Raw genomic sequence first — 18,125 nt, forward strand, 5'->3', positions numbered from 1 at the left:
TGTCCCAGCGCTCGAGGATGTTCACGCGGCCCGGGTCGATGGGGTCGGCGCTGAAGGCGCAGTCGAGGCAGCCGGGGGCGGATCGGCAGCGGCTGAGCAAGTCGTGGAAGGCGCTCACCAACGCGTCGCGCTGGGTGGGGTCGACTTCCGTGTATCCGGAGATGATCAACATTCGTGAAACCTCTTCTGCCGAGGGGTGATTGCCTGCTCAGCAGTAAGGACGACGTCGACTCGGCGAACTGATCGGCGCGTGGGTGTTGCTCCTGGGCTGGGCGCCGTTGACCAGCCCAGGAGAACGAGTGGGGTCAGCCGGCGACAGCTGTGCGCTGCGTGGCCTGTTGGACGACGAGCTCGAGTTCCGCGTTGAAACGGTCGGCTGCCTCGATATTGCCGAGATGGCCGGTCGGCCAGCTGTGATAGGCGGCGAGGTGGCCGGTCTTGGACAGGGTGTCGGCGATCCGGCGGGCCATCCGCTCCGGCAGCAGCCGGTCGTGGCTGCCCGAGATGACCGTGGTGGGGATGGTCAGATGCGCCGCACCGTCGCTGACGTCGAGGTCGGCCAGTGCGGCGGCGTGCTTGCCGCGGGCCAGCGGGCGACAGGAGCGGACGATGCCGAGGGCGAAGTTCACCTCGTCGGCGGTGGCGTGCTTGCTCATCATCCGGTCCTTGAGCACCGCGCCGACCAGCCAGCCGCCGGGCAGCGGGACCGGGCTGGTCAGCACCGTCTCGGAGACGAAGGTGGGCAGGCGGACGGGGGCGCCGAGCAACGTGACCGGCTTGTTCTGCACGGTGAGCTGCTTGTTCAGCAGCGGGAGCAGATCGGTGTCGTACCGGATGTTGCCCGCGGTGGTGTTCAGCAGAATGGCCGCGGCGGCACGGCGGGCGACCTGCTCGGGGTAGCGAGCTGCCCACGCCTGCACGGTGATTCCGCCCATGCTGTGGCCCGCGAGCACGGCGCGCTGGCCGGGACGCAGGGTGGCATCGAGCACGGAGGACAGGTCGTCGGCCAGGGTGTCCCGGCTCGGCATGCGGGCGCCGAGCTCGCTGGCGCCGTGCCCGCGCTGGTCGTAGCAGACCACCCGATACCGGTCGGCGAACGCGTTGATCTGCGGATTCCAGTACTCGATGCTGCAGCTCCAGCCGTGGATCAGCACGATGACGTCGCCGTCGGCGGGACCGTAGGCGTGCACCCGCAGGCGGGCACCGTCCACGGTGGTCACCGGGATGATTTCCAGGGGCGCGGTGGGAGCGTTCAACGACGCGGTGCGGAAGGTGCGTGATCGCAATCCAGCACGGTAGGCGGCGGTCAGGGCGCCATTACGCGCGTCCGCCAAAGTCTTCATCGACTTCACCAGCATCGGGCACTCCTTTGTGTCTGCCGCCACAGTACAGTGCAAGCTGAGTGCTTGCTAGTGCAAGCGCGCCGCAGCGGAACTTCTGGCTCACTGGGTTGATTACCCGGAATTCGGTGCAGTGACACCGTCTCTTTTCACAAAAAATCGCGTCGGAGATAGCTCTGCTGACTACATCGCACCGCGCGGACGGCTCCGTTAGCCCGCGAAAGTGGCGATCCAGTAACAGTTTCCGGGAACTCGCTCAACTGGTGGAGTACAAGGCGGCGATCACCTCGGGGAGCACCAGGCACACCTGGTCGTCCGGATGGAAGTCGCTCGGCACGTCGCTGCGGTTGGGCGCGCGAACGAAGACCACGACCGAGGAACCGTCGCCGGGATCGATTTCGACCGCGACCATCCGGCCGCTGTCGTCGTCGAGATCGTGATGCTTGGGTGCGGACCAGTGCCCCACATGCCCGAAATCGAGCCTGCGAGTCGCGTTGACCGCGAATCCGTCGAGCCGGGTAAAACCAGCGGCATCCACAACGGAAATCATACCCTACCTGCGAAGATAGTAAACATGTTCGATCTTGTCTGACCCCGGTGCGATGATCGTCGGGTGGCTTCCGATGAGATCGGCTTCGCAGCACCCATCCCCGTATTGCGCATATTCGATGTCGCGCGGGCGTACGAGTTCTATTGCGACTACCTGGGTTTCACCGTCGACTGGGAGCACCGGTTCGGCGACAACTTCCCGCTCTACGCCCAGGTCTCCCGGGGGTCGGCGGTGTTCCACCTCAGCGAGCATCACGGCGACGGCACACCGGGCACCGTGGTGTGGATCGAGGTGGCCGACGTCAAGGCGTGGTATGCCGAGCTAGCAGGTAAGGAATACCGCTACGCCAAGCCCGGGCCGCCGGAGGATGGCCCTGCTGGTCCCGGATTCGGGCTGGCCGACCCCTCCGGCAACACCCTGCGCTTCGCCCAGCCCGACGAATAGCGCCGCGTGGGCCGCACCATCGGTGTGGCGGTGACCCACGGCGCGCAGTTACCGTTGGTGCTGTGGACAGCACGCACGTGGCACCGGAACCGGCGGCGCAGCAGGAATCAGCACCGACCAAGCCCGGTTTGCGCGGCGTAGGCGTGCCGCTGTTGGTGGCGGGCGTCGGCATCGGGATCGGCGTGCTGCTGCACGTGCGCGACCCACACATCGACGGTTCCTACGGCGTGTGCCCCGTCTACGCGCTGACCGGGTGGTGGTGCCCCGGCTGCGGCGGCATGCGGGCGATCCACAACCTGACCGACGGCCACCTGCTGGATGCGGTGCACAGCAACCTGCTTGCCATCCCGCTGGTCCTCGCCTTCGTGCTGTGGATAAGCGACTGGACCCTGCGCGCCCGACGCGGCCAGCGCATGCGCCTGCCCTCGATCAACCGCGCAACGATGTGGAGCTTCTTCGCCCTGCTGACGGTCTACACCGTGCTGCGCAATACGCCGTGGGGCACCTGGTTCACCCCGGTCTAGTCGGCAGACGGCGAGCCCTGCGGTTTGCCCGCTGCGGACCGGGCAAGCTACACCCATGAGTGATTCGCTGAAGGACCGTGTCCGCTCGAAGCTACTGCGCCAGCTGGCGGAAGACGGCGCACCGGACACCGAACAGGACGATCCCCGCCAGCTCTCGGTCGAATCCGACCTCGAGGCACTCAACAGTGTCCCCGACGACGACCCCCTCGTCGAAGAACTCGCCTCGCGCTACCTGGTGTTCTGACGGGACCTACGCCGCCGAGGGCGGAAGTTGCGGCAGCGGCTTCTCGACCAGCCAGCTGTCCCACAGCGGCCGCAACGGAATCCGGCTGTAATGCCCGGCCAGATCGGTGAAATCCTCGGTACTCACCGAGGCGTGCCGGTAGCGAATCGTCCACTCCCGCAACAGATCGTAGAAGCCGAGATCGCCCAGCTGCAGCCGCAACGCGTGCAGCGTGAGCGCGCCGCGCTTGTAGACCCGATCGTCGAACATGTGCTGCGGCCCCGGATCGCCGACGGCGATGTCCTGCGGCTGCCTGGACAGATTGTGCCGGGCCGCGCGGGCGAGTTGATCGGCCGTCGGACCGCCCGCCTCCTCGGACCAGATCCATTCCGCGTAACAGGCGAAGCCCTCGTGTAGCCAGATATCGCGCCACTGCCGGATGGTGAGGCTGTTGCCGAACCACTGGTGCGCCAACTCGTGCGCGACCAGCCGTTCGGCGCCGCGCCTGCCGTCGCAGTGGTTGGCGCCGAAGATGGAGATGCCCTGCGCCTCGATCGGAATCTCCAGATCGTCATCGGTGACGACCACGGTGTACGCCTCGAACGGGTACGGCCCGAACCTTTCGATGAAGATCTCCATCATCTGCGGCTGCCGGGCGAAGTCGTGCTCGAAGTTGGCGCGCAACCGGGCCGGGGCGACGGCATGCATGGGCACCGAATTGGGTGGGGACACGATGCGGTGCTTCTGATACGGCCCGACCTGGATGGTCGCCAGATAGGTCGACATCGGCTCGGCCTGCTCGTACACCCAGGTGGTCTGGCTGGCCTTGACCTGCTTGCGCAGCAGCGTGCCGTTGGCCAGCGCGTAGTACGGACTGTCGGTGGTGATCGAAATCCGGTAGCTGGCTTTGGAACTCGGATGGTCGTCACACGGGAACCAGGACGCCGCGCCGTTCGGCTGGCTGGCCACCAGCGCGCCCTCGGTGAGCTCTTCCCAGCCGACCGCGCCCCACGGTCCGCGCACCGGCCGCGGGATGCCGCCGTATTGCACGACCAGCGAGAGCACGCCGCCCGCCGGAATCCGCTGCTGCGGCGTGATCACCAATTTGCCGCGCTGGTGGGTGTATTTCGTGGCCTTGGCACCGTTGACGAACACCTTGGACACGGTGAGCGCCTGCGACAGATCCAGCGAGAACCGCGGCTGCACAGCGGTGGTCACGGCGGTGATCTCCGCGCGGCCCGCCAACCGGTTGCTGGCCACCTTGTAGGTGAGGTCGAGCTCGTACCGCGATACCCGGTAGCCCCGATTTCCGTTCTGCGGCAGGTATTCGTCGATAGGTGCTTCGTAGAACTTCCCCGGCATCAGCGGGCCGCTCCCGGGTCGCCTCCGAACCAAGGCGCGATCGGGTTGCCCCACCAGCGAGTGGACGGGGGAACGGTGTCGCCGCGCATGACCAGCGAGGCGGGGCCGATGGTCGCGCCCTCGCCGATGGTCGAGGCGGGCAGCGCGACGCAGTGCGGGCCGAGCGTGGCACCGGCACCGAGGGTGACGGTGTCCATGGACATGATGCGGTCGTGGAAGAGATGGGTCTGCACGACGCAGCCGCGTTCCACGGTCGCGCCGTCACCGAGTGTCACCAGGTCCGCCTCCGGTAGCCAATAGGACTCGCACCATACCCCGCGGCCGATCTTGGCACCGAGTCCGCGAAGCCACAGGTTCAGCACCGGTGTACCCGTCGCGGCGCGCGCGAACCACGGCGCGGCAACGGTTTCCACGAAGGTGTCGGAGACCTCGTTGCGCCAGACGAACGAACTCCACAGCGGATGCTCCTCGGCCCGAATCCGGCCGATCAGCAACCACTTCGCGGCCACCGAACTCGCGCCGGCGAGCGCACCGGCGGCCAGCAGCACGAACCCGCTGAGCAGCGCGGTGGGCAGGTGGCCGAGGCTCTGCGCGAGCCAGGCGAGGGTGAACAGCACGCCCAGCCCGATGGCGAAGGTCACCAGCACCGGGATCAGGCGGCAGGTCTCGACGACGGCGCGGGCGATCCGCAGCTTCGGCGGCGGATCGAAAGTGCGTGCGGTGTCCGAGCTTTCCGGCGCGCGGCGCAACCGCACCGGCGGGCTGCCCAGCCAGGACGAGCCTGCCTTCGACTTGGACGGCGCGGCCGAAAGGACCGCGACCAGGCCGTTTTTCGGCACCCGGCGACCGGGCGCGGTCATGCCCGAGTTGCCGAGGAAGGCGCGCTTGCCGACCTTCGCCTCGCCGATCCGCAGCCAGCCGCCGCCGAGTTCGTAGCTGGCGATCATGGTGTCGTCGGCCAGGAACGCGCCGTCGGCGACTGTGGTGAACTTGGGCAGCAACAGCACCGTGGACGCCTCGACGCCCTGACCGATCTTCGCGCCGAGCAGGCGCAGCCAGATCGGCGTGAGCAGGCTCGCGTACAGCGGGAACAGGAAGGTGCGCGCGGAATCCAGCAGCCGCTCGGTGGACCACACCTGCCACCCGGTCCGGCTGCGCACCGGGTGATAGCCCTCGCGCAATCGGAAGCTGAGCAGCCGCACCAGGATGATGGTGACCGCCGCGTAGACCGCGAGGCTGAGCAGCGTCGCGACCGGCAGGATCGCGAAGGCACGTCCCAAACCGCCCGCGAGGGTGCGGGTGTCGCGGATGAACCAGGCGATGAAGAGGCCACCCGAACCGATGCCGAGGATCGGCACCGCGGCCAGCGCCATCGAGGTGATGCCGAAGATCGCCACCCAGTGCGCCGCCCGATCGGGCGTGTGCGCGGGCCAGCGGTGGTGTGCCTTACCGATTTTCGCGGCGGGCGAGCCCGCCCACTCCTGCTCGGCCTTGACCTTGCCGGATACCGCGGAGCCCGGCGCGATTTCGGCGTTCTTGCCGATCCTGGTGCCGGGCAACAGGATCGATCGGGCGCCGATTACCGCGCCCGCGCCGATGGTGATCGGGCCGAGGTGTACGACGTCGCCGTCGATCCAGTAGCCGGACAGGTCGACCTCGGGTTCCACGCTGCAGCCGTCGCCCAGTTCGAGCATGCCGGTCACCGGCGGGAGGGTGTGCAGGTCGACGCCCTTGCCGATCTTGGCGCCGAGCGCCCGCGCGAACGGCACCATCCATGGTGCGCCCGAGAGGTTTTCGGCACCGCTGGCCTCGGAGAGGCGTACCGCGGCCCACAGCCGCAGATGCACCGAGCCGCCGCGCGGATACCGGCCGGGGGCGGCCCCGCGCAGCAGTAGTCGAGCGCCGACCACGCAGATCCCCATCCGGCCAGGGGGCGAGATGAAGAGCAGGAACGCCGCCAGCGTCCACCACCAGGGCAACTGGGGCAGCCACGGCAGCGAGCCGGACCAGGCAGCGATATTGCCGACGATGGCCAGCCAGGTGAGCCATTGCAGGCCGGTGAGCGTGGTGAGCGGGATGGTGGCAAGCACCTGCATCCACTGGGCCCGCCGCGGCGTCGGACGCACGACACGTTCCTCGACGGCGACGGCCGGTGTGCTCTGCTCCAGCAGTTCCACCAGCGCGCCGAGGCGGGGATGGTCGTAGAGGTCGGCGACGGTGATCTGTGGATAACGCGCACGCAGTGCGGTGACCATCTGAGCCGCCGCCAGCGAGCCGCCGCCCAGGTCGAAGAAGTCGGCATCGAGGTCGGTGACCTCGCCGCCGAGCACCGAATCCCACAGTCCGGCAACCCATTGCGCGGTGCCGGTCAGGTCGTTCTCGTCGTCGTCGGTGTTGTTCGGCAGCGGCCAGGGCAGGGCGTTGCGGTCGACCTTGCCCGAGGTGCGGGTCGGCAGTTCGTCGACCACCGCGAGCCGGGGGACCAGCGGCGCCGGAAGCTGTTCGGCGAGTTGGGCTCTGGCCGCCTTGCTGTCGAAATCGGGACCGGTGCCCGCGAGGTAGCCGACCAGGATCTTGTTGCCCGCCTTGGTCGTTCGGATCGCGGCGGCCGCGCCGGTGACGCCGGGTAGGTGTTGCAGCGCGTTGTCGATCTCGCCGAGTTCGATGCGGCGGCCGCCGAGCTTGATCTGATCGTCGGCGCGGCCGAGGAAGACCAGGCCGGCGCTGTCGTTGCGGACCAGATCGCCGCTGCGGTAGGCGCGGTCCCAGCCGACCGAGGGCAGTGGCGCGTACTTCTCGGCGTCCTTCGCGGGATCGAGGTAGCGGGCCAGGCCGACGCCGCCGATCACCAGTTCGCCGGATTCGCCCTCGCCCACCGGGTTTCCGGCGGCGTCGATCACTACGAGGTCCCAGCCGTCGAGCGGCAGGCCGATCCGGATGGGCCATTCGCCGTCGAGCAGCGCGGCGCAGGCGACCACCGTTGCCTCGGTGGGGCCGTAGGTGTTCCATACCTCGCGATCCGTATCACCGTTGCCGGCAAGGCGTTCGGCGAGTTCGGGCGGCACCGCCTCGCCGCCGAAGATCAACAGCCGGACCGCGTCCAGTGCCTCGGCGGGCCAGGTGGCGGCCAGCGTCGGCACGGTGGAGACGATGCTGATTTCCCGGCGGACCAGCCACGGGCCGAGGTCGGCGCCGGTGCGCACCAGGTCGCGCGGGGCGGGGACGAGGCAGGCGCCGTTGCGCCAGGCCAGCCACATCTCCTCGCAGGAGGCGTCGAAGGCGACGGAGAGTCCGGCGAGCACCCGGTCGCCGGGGCCGATCGGGGCGTCCGGCAGGAAGAGCCGTGCCTCGGCATCGACGAACGCGGCGGCGTTGCGATGGGTCACCGCAACACCTTTCGGCGTTCCGGTGGAGCCGGAGGTGAAGATGATCCAGGCGTCGTCGGCGGGGGTGGGCAGGGTGCTCGTGCTCGCGTCGACCGGATTGTCCGCTGCGGCACGGATGCCCGCGGGTGTCGTTTCGATGCCCGCCGCCGTGACGATCGCGGTGACCTGGGCCTCGCCGAAGACCAGCTGGGCCCGCTCGTCCGGGTCGTCCGCATCGACCGGCACGTAGGCGGCGCCCGCGTACAGCACGGCGAGGATGGTCAGGTAAAGCTCGCGGGAGCCGGACGGCATCCGCACGCCGACCCGGTCGCCGGGCCGCACGCCCGCCGTGGCGAGCCGGGCCATGGTCTTCTCGATCTCGACGACGAGTTCGAGGTAGCTGAGCACCACCTGGCCGTCATCGATGGCGGGTGCGTCGGGATGGGTCAGCGCGGTCGCGGTCAGGATGTCGACCAGGGTCCGGGCCGGTGGCGTGTGCTCGGTCCGAAGTAGTGGGTCCACCGTCACATCAACCTGTGGTTGGAGCATGACGCCCTGCCCACCTCCCATTCGACCTGCCTCGCACTTCCCTGTTGTTTGTGTCATAGCTGGGTTACCAGTGGGCAAACACCACGGTGACCAGTTGTCCACGGTACTCGGGGTTGTCGACGTTTGTTGTTCACCGGCGCGGTTGCCGGTCTTCCGGCCGCAGGCGGGGTTGTTGCAGGTCGTGGCGATTTCCGCCGGACGCGCCGAAGCAACCCCTGGTGGGCGGGTTGCCCGGCGGGTTCGCCAGGTGATCGCTGCGTCGATCCGCTCAGGCCGGTGTGATTCCCCACATCGACCTGGTGATCTTGCAGCTCAGGGCGTTTCGAGCGGAATCGATCAGGCCGCGGAGGCGGCGGTGCCGATGCCGAGGGCGGTCAGGATGGCGGCGCTGGCCTGTTCGAGCCGATCCCGGATCTTCGGGCGGCGCAGCAGCGCGACCGCGCGGGACGCGGCCAGGGCCAGGAGCACCATCGCTACCGCGGCAATGGTCGATTCGACGGCGCCGAGCGCGAGGGTGTTGGCGAAGGTGACCTCGGTCAGGAACTGGGGCAGCACGGCGAGATAGAACAGGCCGACTTTCGGGTTGAACATGCACGAGAAAACGCCCGCGGTGAACGCCGAGCGAACCGATACGCGGGTGCCGCCGCCCGCCTGCGCGAGGCCCTCGGCGCCCTCGGCCGCCAGCCCCGCCCTGCGCTGCCGCCGCTGATCGAGCAGCGCGCGGATACCCAAGTACACCAAGTAGATTCCGCCGACCACCTTGAGCGCGCGGTACGCGGTCGCCGACTGCTCCAGCACCGCGGCGACACCGGCCGCGACCACCACCGCCCACAGGATCCCGCCCAGCGCCGACCCGATCGCCGCCGCGATCCCCGGTCGGGCGTCTACCAGCGAGAACCGCAGCACGAGAAACGAATCCGGGCCCGGGGTGAGCGCCAGCAGGACGCACAGGCCGATGAAGCTGATCAGGAGCGAAAGTGACACCTCATGATGTGACCGCAAAGTCGCCGGATAAGCAACGGATTTCCACCCGCGCCCGCCGCGGGTGACCAGCGCGGACGGGTTTTCCGGGCGAACACGCGGCGTCGCGGACCAGTTGACAGGGCCGGGGGACATCTGCCAATCTCGGGTCAGGTCATGAGTACCAGCGTTCAGCCCCGGCTTGCTGGTCGGCAACCCTCCTCCGCGGTGGGGTGCTCCGGGTGACGACCAGGCCGACGCCCGACCGGGTGCGGCAAGCGCGGACTCGACGAATCTTCTGATCACGAGTCCCAGAGCCGACGGGATTTCGTGATGACTGCTGTGGCCACCCAGACCTGTGCCCCCCTCGCCAGGGTTTCCGGTGACGACCTCCAGGTACCGCTCGTCCAGGGCGGGACGACCACCTACGCCAACTTCGACTACGCCGCGAGCGCCCCCGCATTGGCCCAGGTCACCGACCGGGTGCAGCAGCTGCTGCCGTTCTACGCGAGCGTGCACCGCGGCGCCGGCTACGCCTCGCGGATCTCCACCGAGTGCTACGAGGCGGCCCGCGGTTCGGTGACCCGCTTCCTCGACGCGGCCGACGACCAGGTGGTGGTGTTCACCCGCAACACCACCGACTCGCTGAACCTGCTCGCGTCCTGTGTGCCCGGCGACACCGTGGTGCTCGACATCGAGCATCACGCCAACTTCCTGCCGTGGACCAGGCACGGCCGCCGCGTCGTGCAGGCCGCGGCCACCGTCGAGGAGACCATCGGGCGGCTCGTCGCCGAGCTGTGTAGCAAGCCCGCCGCGCTGCTCGCGGTCACCGGCGCGTCCAACGTGACCGGCGAGGTGCTGCCGCTGGAGCGCCTGGCCACCATCGCCCACCAGTGCGGCGCCCGCATCCTCGTCGACGCCGCGCAGCTCGCGCCGCATCGGCGAATCAGCCTGCGCGACACCGGCATCGACTACCTCGCGTTCTCCGGCCACAAGCTGTACGCGCCGTTCGGCGCGGGCGTGCTGGTCGGCCGCCGTGACTGGCTCGACAACGCGGAGCCGTACCTGGCCGGTGGCGGCGCGGTCCGCGAGGTCACCACCACCGGTGCCGAGTGGGCGCCCGCCCCGCAGCGGCACGAGGGCGGTTCGCCCAACGTGCTCGGCGCCGCCGCGCTCGCCGCCGCCTGTGACGCCCTCAGCGAGATCGACGCCGACACCCTCGCAGCCCACGAACATCAGCTCGCCGACCGCCTGCGCGACGGCCTCGCCGCCATCCCCGGCGTCAACCTGCTGCGCATCTGGACCGACGCCCCCGACACCGTCGGCATCGTCGCCTTCACCCTGGACGGCTTCGTCCCCGGCCACGTCGCCGCCTACCTCTCCGCCGAACACGGCATCGGTGTCCGCGACGGCCGCTTCTGCGCGCACCCCCTGCTCGCCCGCCTAGAACTCGACGGCGCTCTCCGCGCCAGCATCGGCCTCGGCACCACCCCCGCCGATGTAGACCGCCTGATCCAAGCCATCGCCACCCTCGTCGGCACCGGCCCGGCCTGGAACTACGCCACCACCCAGGGCCTCTGGAACCCGGCCCCCGAAACCCGCCCCTTCACGTCCCAGGCCCCGACCGGCGCCGCCCCCTGCCTCGTCGGCTAGTCGAGCGATCGCGGTCGCCCCGTCGGGGTGGCCGCGTCTGTCAGTCGCCGAGTTTGGTGGGGCGGTGGTAGCGGCCGTTGTAGTAGAGGAGCGGGGCGGCGGCGGGGGTTTCGTTGGTGTTGTCGTGGACTCGGGTCACCAAGCCGACGACGAGGGTGTGGTCGCCGAGGGGGATCAGTTGGTGGATGGTGGCGCGGAGCCAGATGGGGGTGCCGTGCAGGACGGGTTCGCCGGTGTCGAGGGTGGTCCACAGGGACCGGTCGGTGAAGCGGTCCGCGGCGGTGCGGGCGAAGCGCTGGGCCAGGTCGTGCTGGTGTTCGCCGAGGAAGTGGATGACGACCGAGTCGGCATCGAGCAGCGCGGCGAGGCTCGACGAGGTGTGCGCGATGTTGAAGGAGACGAGCGGCGGCGCCAGCGACAGGGACGCGAAGGACGTCGCGGTGAAGCCGATCGGGCCGTTCGGTGAGTTCAGCGTGACAACCGTGACGCCCGCCGGATAGTGGCGCATCGATGCGCGGAACTGCTCGGCGGTGATCCCGCTCAGATCATCAGGGATCTGGAAATCCGTGGCGGGCCGTTCTGCTTCGGTCACGCGTCCAAAACTACGCTCCCCCGCCTCTCCGCGTATTCAGGCCAGACCTAGGCGCGGGGCGAGTGACGTTGGCGACCGGCGGGATCGACGTGGGTTGGGTTAGCCCGTGCCCGGTGAGTTACCCATGTGCTCGCGAGATCAGTGGAACTGACGGGTAAAAGACCAGCTGCCACAGATGCGTGATCAGTCGACGTCTATCGGCAAGCCTGCGGTGATGCGGACCAGCTCATGAAATGACGTGCGGAAGACCGTGTTCGGGTGACCGCCCGCGGCCCACACCTCGCGGTGATTCGAGAGCGCGGTGTCTACCCAGGTGGGCAGGTTGGTGGGGTGGCCGACCGGGGCGACGCCGCCGACCGGCTGCCCGGTCACCTCGCGCACCATCTCGACGGGCGCCGGAGTGAGCGTGCCCTCCAGGCGTTTTCCGGTGGACTCGAGATCGACCTCGTGCACGCCGGAGACCAGCAGCAGCACCGGATCCTCGTCCAGCAGGAACACCAGCGAGGTGGTGATGGCGCCCACCTCGACACCGAGCGTTCGCGCCGCATCCGCGACAGTGGGCGTTGGTGCCGGCTGGGTCACGATGACACCGTGATGGCCTCGGGCGATGAGGGTGTCCGCGACTCGGCAGGCGATCGGTGGCAATGTCGACCTGCGCATGCCACCAGAGTAGAGCGATTGCGGATGGTGCGCCGAGCTACTCGAGAATGCGTCAGTATTCCGGATAGCCCTCGATCGGCCCGAGCATCCGCGCGATGCGGCCCCGCGCGATCCGCGCGAGCTCGGTCACGCTGCCGTCCGAGACCTGTTCGTGCGCAACTGCTTCGAACGCCCGATCCAGATCACCCTGCGACAACGCGAGCAACTCGACATCGGCCTTGGCCAGCAGCGCGTCCCGGTCCGGATAGGGCCGCGCGTCCGCGAGCTTGGCGGACCAGGTGACATTGGAGCAGCAGGAGAAGAGGACGTGTATCGCACGGGCGCGGGAGATTTCGTTGAACCGCTCGAGACCGATTCCTTGATGCATCAGCATGATGGCCTCCGAATCGAGGATTGAGGTTTGCTGACTGTCTCCATGATCCGCTCGAGCGCTAGGTGGGACCTAGTGCGCCGCACCGATTTTGCGCAGGGTTTACACGTGTCTTTGGCCGCGCGGGCGCGGCGTGTTCGTGGCCCCCGGAGTCTCGCGTCCGAGCGGTCGAGACTCGCGCCTGCGGCGCATGCGCTTCGACCGCTCGGACGCGAGACGGGCCACGAACGGCGCTCGCAGACCTCGCGCTGTGGTGGTTCGGATGTGCGGCGACGGCACCACATGGGTGTTTACCGACGGTTCCGGGATGCGCAGTGTCCGTCTCGGCCCTTCTCGATACGCTGTACAAATGACTGATTGGCAGGCTTTCACCGTAGAAACGAAGGACCACGTCGCGCAGGTGACATTGACGGGTCCCGGCAAGGGCAATGCGATGGGCCCCGACTTCTGGCGGGAGCTGCCGGAGATCTTCCAGGGGCTCGACGCCGACCCCGAAGTGCGCGCGATCGTGCTGACCGGCTCGGGCAAGCACTTCTCCTATGGCCTCGATCTGCCCGCGATGGCGGGCACGTTCGGTCCGCTGATGGCCGACAAGGCGTTTGCCGCGCCGCGCACCGAGTTCCTGGTCGAGCTGCGCAAGATGCAGGCGTCGGTGACCGCGGTGGCGGACTGCCGCAAGCCGGTGATCGCGGCGATCTCGGGCTGGTGCATCGGCGGCGGGCTCGACCTGATCGCCGCCGTCGACATCCGCTACGCCAGTGCGGAGGCGAAGTTCAGCCTGCGCGAGGCGAAGGTCGCGATCGTCGCCGACATCGGCTCGCTGCATCGGCTGCCGGGCATCATCGGCGAGGGCCAGCTGCGCGAACTCGCGTACACCGGCAAGGACATCGACGCGGCGCGGGCGGAGAAGATCGGCCTGGTCAACGACGTTTTCGCGGATCAGGAAGCGGCACTGGACGCGGCACACGCCACGGCACGCGAAATCGCCACCAACCCGCCGCTGGTGGTGCAGGGTGTGAAGGACGTGCTGGATCAGCGGAACAAGGATCAGGTGGCCGCCGGGCTGCGCTACGTGTCCGCGTGGAACTCCGCGTTCCTGCCGTCGGAAGACCTCACCGAGGCGATCAAAGCGGTGTTCGAGAAGCGGGCACCGGAGTTCAAGGGCAAGTAAAGGCCCGTAAATCACTTGCCCCAGTAGGCGGCTCGTCCGCATACTTGCATCGCGCAACTAATTGATTGATGCAAGCAAAGGTTTAGGGTTTGGACGAGCAAACGATCGACACGATCGCGATGCAGCTCACCCGATTGCAGCGGATCCGGGACCGCACCGCGGCCCAGATCGGTACGTGGACCAAGGACGGTCTCGAGCCCGCCGCATTCGGCACGCTGCTTCGGCTGTGCTGTGACGGACCGATGCGATCGGGCGCGCTGGCCGGTGCGTTGCACTCGGACGCGTCGACGGTCAGTCGTCAGGTGGCTCAGCTGGTCGCCAAGCAACTGGTCGAGCGGCAGGCCGACCCGGCGGACGGCCGGGCCACCGTGCTCGTCGTCACCGAACGTGGCCGCGCTGTCGCCGAGGAAGTCCGGAGGCGTCGCAACGAGAACCTGACCCGGGTGATGGCCGATTGGGCCCCGCAATCCCGGGCCGATTTCGCCCAGCTGCTCGAGCAGTTCGTCGACGACTTCGAGCGCACCAGACCCGAGATGATCGCAGCGATGCGCCGCAATTGGGATCAGACCTTTACTGGGACGGAGAACATACGTGACGACAGCTGAGAAGGTGGAGGCACCACCCGCATTCACCCATCGACAGATCCTGGTGATCCTGAGCGGGTTGATGCTCGGGATGCTGCTCGCGGCACTGGACCAGACCATCGTGTCCACCGCGATCCGCACCATCGCCGACGACCTCAACGGCTACTCGCTGCAGGCGTGGGCGACCACCGCCTACCTGATCACCGCGACGCTGGCGACACCGCTGTACGGCAAGTTGTCCGACATGTTCGGCCGCAAGCAGTTCTTCATGCTGGCCATCGCGATCTTCATCGTGGGTTCGCTGCTGTGCACGATCTCCCAGTCGATGTACGAGCTGGCGGCGTTCCGCGCCGTGCAGGGCATCGGCGCGGGCGGGTTGATGTCGCTGGCGCTGACCATCCTCGGCGATATCGTCGGGCCGCGCGAACGCGCCAAGTACCAGGGGTACTTCCTGGCCGTGTTCGGTACCTCGAGCGTGATCGGCCCGGTGCTCGGCGGCGTGCTGGCCGGGCAGGACACCATCCTCGGGGTCAGCGGCTGGCGCTGGGTGTTCCTGGTGAACGTGCCGATCGGCCTGATCGCGCTGGCGGTGGTGTACCGGGTGCTGAAGCTGCCGAAGCGGCCGCATTCCACCGACCGGGTGGACTGGTGGGGTGTGTTCGTGCTGGCGGTCGGCCTCGTCCCGCTGCTCATCGTGGCCGAGCAGGGCCGCGAATGGGGTTGGGCCAGTGGCCGTTCCATCACCTGCTACGTGATCGGCGTGCTCGGCATCATCGGGTTCGTGCTGGTCGAGAAGGGGCTGCGCGATGCCGCGCTGATCCCGCTGCGGATCTTCAAGAACAAGACCTTCGCGCTCGGCGTGGTGATCTCGTTCGTGGTCGGCGCGGGCATGTTCGGTGGCATCTCGCTGCTGCCGCAGTACCTGCAGGTGGTGCGCGGCGCGAGCCCGACGCTGGCGGGTCTGCAGATGCTGCCGATGGTGCTCGGCCTGATGACCGGTTCCGTGGTGTCCGGCCAGCTGATCTCGCGGACCGGCCGCTACCGCAGCTTCACCATCATCGGCGCGTCCATGCTGACGCTCGGCCTGTTCCTGCTGCACTTCCTGACCGCCGATACCCCGCTGTGGCTCGCGATGGTCTTCATGGCGTGCACCGGATTCGGGCTCGGCAACCTGATGCAGCCGCTCACGCTGGCGCTGCAGAACGCGTTGCCGCCCAAGGACATGGGCGTGTCCACCGCGGCCGCCACCTTCTTCCGGCAGATCGGCGGCACGCTCGGTGTCGCGGTGTTCCTCTCCATCCTGTTCGCGCAGCTGACGCCGAACATCTCCGACGAGATGCGCAGTGCGGCAGCCGATCCGCAGTTCCAGCACGCGGTGGTCGAGGGCGCGCAGAGCAGCAACCCCGCCGATGCCGCGTTGGCGAAAGGCTTGCTCGCGCAAGACACTTCGGCCGCGGGCAACGTGTTGAAGGACAGCTCGATCATCCAGCAGCTGAGCCCGGATCTGGCCCGCCCGTTCAAGGTCGGCTTCGCGGAGTCCATGTCGACGGTGTTCCTGTCGGCGACCGGTATCGCGCTGATCGCGCTGATCCTGGTGCTGTTCTGGCGTGAGGTGCCGTTGCGGATGGTCAGCGGCATCCAGGCGGCGAAGGACGCGGCGGCCGGCGAGTCGAACTCGGCGCTCGACGCCGAGGCCCGCGTGGTGGATCAGGCCGGGCTGCTGCTCGGCGGTGGCGAGGCGGTGAGCCCGCCGAACGGGAGCGGTCAGCGCGACGGTGCCGCGGGTAGATCGACGGACGGCGCCGGTTCGGCGTGACCGAATCCGGTCCCACCGCGCCCGGGTCGATGAGGGACTCGGGTGCGGTGGCGACCGCTCTGACAGCATCATCAGGGTGAAGGCGATCCTGCGCACGGTGCGCGACAGAGTTTGGCGGCTGCCGGGTGCGATCGGGTACCTGGTGGTCGGCGGCGTGACGTCGGTGGTCGCACTGTTCGCGGTGATCGGCCTGCTGATCGTCGCCGCGTTCTGCTTGATCGGCGTCGGAATTCCGGCTTTGCCCGAGGCGATTCGGGTGGTCCGGCCGTTGGTGTCGTTCGAACGGCGCAGGGCGGCAAAGCAACTCGGCGAGCCGATCGTCGAGGTCTATCAACCCTTCACGGGTGGGCTGTGGCAGCGGGTGGCGACGGTGTTCACCGATCCGGCCAATCGCCGCGACTTCGCCTGGCTGGTCGCGCAAGCGGTGACCGGGATGTTCGTCGCGGTCTTCGCCCTCGCGTTCCCCGTCAGCACGCTCGTTCAGCTGGCGACCCCGGCGATCTGGCAGCACGTTCCAGAAGGCGAGCTGACCAGTTTCGGTTTCGAGGTCAACTCGTGGCCGACCGCGCTGCTCAGCTTCTTGATCGCGTTCCCGGTCGGCCTCCTGACGTTGCAGATTCCGGTCGTGGCGCGCTGGCAGGCCCTGCTGGCTCGTGCCCTGCTCGGTCCCGGCGAGGGGGTCGTGCTCGCCGATCGGGTCGCCGCGCTGACCGCGACCAGGGGTGCCGCGCTGGACGCGCACGGCGCGGAACTGCGCCGGATCGAGCGCGACCTGCACGACGGCGCGCAGGCCAGGATCGCGGCGGTGATCATGCAGCTCGGCCTGGCCGACCAACTGCGCGAACAGGATCCCGAGGCGGCGCAGGGCCTGGTCCGCAAGGCGCAGGACACCGCGACGGCCGCGCTCGCCGAACTGCGTGACGTGGTCCGCAACGTGTATCCGCCGGTGCTCTCCGATCGCGGGCTGGTGAGCGCGATCTCGGCGATCGCCGCGCGCAGCCCGATCCCGTGTGTGCTCGACTCGAGCGAGGTGGGCAGGCGGCCCGCGGCGGTGGAGGCGGCGGCCTACTTCGTCATCACCGAGGCCCTCACCAACGCCACCAAACATTCAGGCGCCGAAGGCATTTCCCTGGTGCTCGGCGGTCCGCCCGAGCTGCTGCGGATCGAGATCCGCGACGACGGCGTCGGCGGTGCCGTGGAGACCTACGGCGGCGGTCTGGCCGGTATCCGGCGCCGGGCCGAGGCGCTCGACGGCAGCATGGTGCTGACCAGTCCGCCCGGTGGCCCTACTGTGTTGCGGGTGGAGTTGCCGTGCGGGTCATGATCGCCGAGGACGACACCCTCCTGCGCGAGGGTCTCGTGCTGTTGCTGAGTACCGCGGGCATCGAGGTGGTCGCCGCCGTGGACAACGCCGACGACTTCCTCGTCGCGGTGGCCGCGGACCGGCCGGACGCGGTGGTCGTCGACATCCGGTTGCCGCCGACGTTCACCGACGACGGCCTGCGCGCGGCCGTCAGCGCCCGGAAACTGCATCCCGGCCTGCCGGTACTGGTGTTGTCGTCGTGGGTCGAGGACAGCTATGCCGCCGAACTGCTCGGCGACGGCGCGGGCGGGGTCGGCTATCTGCTCAAGGAGCGGGTCGGCAAGGTCGATCGCTTCCTCGATTCGTTGCGCCGGGTCGCCGCGGGCGGCACCGCGATGGATCCCGAGGTGATTTCGCAACTGCTGGTGCGGCGTAAAGCCGATGACCCGTTGGCGGCGCTGACCGCCCGCGAGCGTGAGGTGCTCGCGCTGATGGCCGAGGGCCACAACAACGCGACCATCGCCGAGCGGCTGGTGGTCAGCGAAGGCGCTGTGCACAAACACATTCGGAGCATCTTCGCCAAACTCGGACTGTCCACCGAGGACGTCGGCCATCGTCGGGTGCTCGCCGTGCTGGCCTACTTGAACGCGTGAAGGCCT

Annotated in this window: 17 protein-coding genes, 1 pseudogene and 1 riboswitch; of the genes and pseudogenes, 9 read left to right on the forward strand and 9 right to left on the reverse strand. The window is 68.6% G+C overall.

Annotated elements, in window-relative coordinates:
- Positions 1-31 precede the first annotated feature (31 nt).
- The 3 genes and pseudogenes from ACQPW1_RS03100 to ACQPW1_RS03110 form a co-directional block, all read right to left on the reverse strand.
- Positions 32-172, reverse strand: a pseudogene (locus tag ACQPW1_RS03100) (putative quinol monooxygenase); the annotation flags it as partial.
- Positions 173-305: 133 nt separating this feature from the next.
- Positions 306-1,358 carry an alpha/beta fold hydrolase gene (locus tag ACQPW1_RS03105; RefSeq protein ID WP_433661270.1) on the reverse strand — a complete coding sequence of 351 codons (1,053 nt, stop codon included), beginning with the start codon at positions 1,356-1,358 and terminating at the stop codon, positions 306-308.
- A 238-nt stretch (positions 1,359-1,596) separates the two neighbouring features.
- Complete coding sequence (locus ACQPW1_RS03110) at positions 1,597-1,878, reverse strand: hypothetical protein (protein WP_433661271.1); 282 nt, start codon at positions 1,876-1,878, stop codon at positions 1,597-1,599.
- A gap of 75 nt (positions 1,879-1,953) precedes the next feature.
- Here ACQPW1_RS03110 and ACQPW1_RS03115 point away from each other — a divergent pair, with 75 nt between their 5' ends.
- The 3 genes from ACQPW1_RS03115 (at position 1,954) to ACQPW1_RS03125 (ending at position 3,102) form a co-directional block, all read left to right on the forward strand.
- Entirely contained in the window at positions 1,954-2,334 is a 381-nt protein-coding gene (locus tag ACQPW1_RS03115) for a glyoxalase superfamily protein (RefSeq protein ID WP_433661272.1), read from the forward strand.
- A 62-nt stretch (positions 2,335-2,396) separates the two neighbouring features.
- Positions 2,397-2,858, forward strand: coding sequence for a DUF2752 domain-containing protein (locus ACQPW1_RS03120; protein ID WP_433661273.1), 462 nt, complete (start codon positions 2,397-2,399; stop codon positions 2,856-2,858).
- A gap of 55 nt (positions 2,859-2,913) precedes the next feature.
- Positions 2,914-3,102, forward strand: a complete 189-nt coding sequence (locus ACQPW1_RS03125) for a hypothetical protein (RefSeq protein ID WP_433661274.1) — start codon at positions 2,914-2,916, stop codon at positions 3,100-3,102.
- 6 nt (positions 3,103-3,108) lie between these two features.
- On the opposite strand, the gene ACQPW1_RS03130 is transcribed toward ACQPW1_RS03125, so the two are convergent.
- The 3 genes from ACQPW1_RS03130 to ACQPW1_RS03140 all read right to left on the reverse strand — a co-directional run bounded on the left by ACQPW1_RS03130 (position 3,109) and on the right by ACQPW1_RS03140 (position 9,341).
- Positions 3,109-4,443, reverse strand: coding sequence for a M1 family metallopeptidase (locus tag ACQPW1_RS03130; RefSeq protein ID WP_433661275.1), 1,335 nt, complete (start codon positions 4,441-4,443; stop codon positions 3,109-3,111).
- Complete coding sequence (locus ACQPW1_RS03135; RefSeq protein WP_433661276.1) at positions 4,443-8,357, reverse strand: Pls/PosA family non-ribosomal peptide synthetase; 3,915 nt, start codon at positions 8,355-8,357, stop codon at positions 4,443-4,445. The genes ACQPW1_RS03130 and ACQPW1_RS03135 overlap by 1 nt, the downstream gene beginning before the upstream one ends.
- A gap of 336 nt (positions 8,358-8,693) precedes the next feature.
- Entirely contained in the window at positions 8,694-9,341 is a 648-nt protein-coding gene (locus tag ACQPW1_RS03140; RefSeq protein ID WP_433661277.1) for a LysE family translocator, read from the reverse strand.
- A gap of 149 nt (positions 9,342-9,490) precedes the next feature.
- Positions 9,491-9,604: riboswitch (SAM riboswitch) on the forward strand.
- 46 nt (positions 9,605-9,650) lie between these two features.
- On the opposite strand from ACQPW1_RS03140, the gene ACQPW1_RS03145 reads away from it, so the two are divergent.
- Positions 9,651-10,970, forward strand: a complete 1,320-nt coding sequence (locus ACQPW1_RS03145; RefSeq protein ID WP_433661278.1) for an aminotransferase class V-fold PLP-dependent enzyme — start codon at positions 9,651-9,653, stop codon at positions 10,968-10,970.
- A gap of 40 nt (positions 10,971-11,010) precedes the next feature.
- Here ACQPW1_RS03145 and ACQPW1_RS03150 read toward each other — a convergent pair whose 3' ends face one another.
- From ACQPW1_RS03150 to ACQPW1_RS03160, 3 genes are all read right to left on the reverse strand, one after another.
- Positions 11,011-11,562: a flavin reductase family protein gene (locus tag ACQPW1_RS03150; protein WP_433661279.1), complete on the reverse strand. Its 552-nt coding sequence runs from the start codon at positions 11,560-11,562 to the stop codon at positions 11,011-11,013.
- Between the two features lie 183 nt (positions 11,563-11,745).
- Positions 11,746-12,222 carry a YbaK/EbsC family protein gene (locus tag ACQPW1_RS03155; protein WP_433661280.1) on the reverse strand — a complete coding sequence of 159 codons (477 nt, stop codon included), beginning with the start codon at positions 12,220-12,222 and terminating at the stop codon, positions 11,746-11,748.
- Between the two features lie 52 nt (positions 12,223-12,274).
- The gene (locus tag ACQPW1_RS03160; protein WP_433661281.1) at positions 12,275-12,595 is read right to left on the reverse strand and encodes a 2-oxo-4-hydroxy-4-carboxy-5-ureidoimidazoline decarboxylase; all 321 of its coding nucleotides are present in this window, start codon (positions 12,593-12,595) and stop codon (positions 12,275-12,277) included.
- A 346-nt stretch (positions 12,596-12,941) separates the two neighbouring features.
- Between ACQPW1_RS03160 and ACQPW1_RS03165 the strand changes: the two genes are divergently transcribed.
- From ACQPW1_RS03165 to ACQPW1_RS03185, 5 genes are all read left to right on the forward strand, one after another.
- Entirely contained in the window at positions 12,942-13,763 is an 822-nt protein-coding gene (locus tag ACQPW1_RS03165) for a crotonase/enoyl-CoA hydratase family protein (protein ID WP_433661282.1), read from the forward strand.
- Between the two features lie 89 nt (positions 13,764-13,852).
- Positions 13,853-14,368, forward strand: a complete 516-nt coding sequence (locus ACQPW1_RS03170) for a MarR family winged helix-turn-helix transcriptional regulator (RefSeq protein ID WP_433661283.1) — start codon at positions 13,853-13,855, stop codon at positions 14,366-14,368.
- A complete protein-coding gene (locus ACQPW1_RS03175; protein WP_433661284.1) occupies positions 14,355-16,163 on the forward strand; it encodes an MDR family MFS transporter in 1,809 nt (602 codons plus the stop codon). The genes ACQPW1_RS03170 and ACQPW1_RS03175 overlap by 14 nt, the downstream gene beginning before the upstream one ends.
- A 76-nt stretch (positions 16,164-16,239) precedes the next feature.
- Positions 16,240-17,487 carry a sensor histidine kinase gene (locus ACQPW1_RS03180; protein WP_433661285.1) on the forward strand — a complete coding sequence of 416 codons (1,248 nt, stop codon included), beginning with the start codon at positions 16,240-16,242 and terminating at the stop codon, positions 17,485-17,487.
- Positions 17,475-18,119 (forward strand): response regulator, encoded by a 645-nt coding sequence (locus tag ACQPW1_RS03185; protein ID WP_433661286.1) that lies wholly within the window; start codon positions 17,475-17,477, stop codon positions 18,117-18,119. Before ACQPW1_RS03180 ends, ACQPW1_RS03185 begins: the two co-directional genes overlap by 13 nt.
- Positions 18,120-18,125 lie beyond the last annotated feature (6 nt).

The organism is Nocardia sp. CA-128927, assembly GCF_050955855.1.
Lineage (GTDB): Bacteria > Actinomycetota > Actinomycetes > Mycobacteriales > Mycobacteriaceae > Nocardia.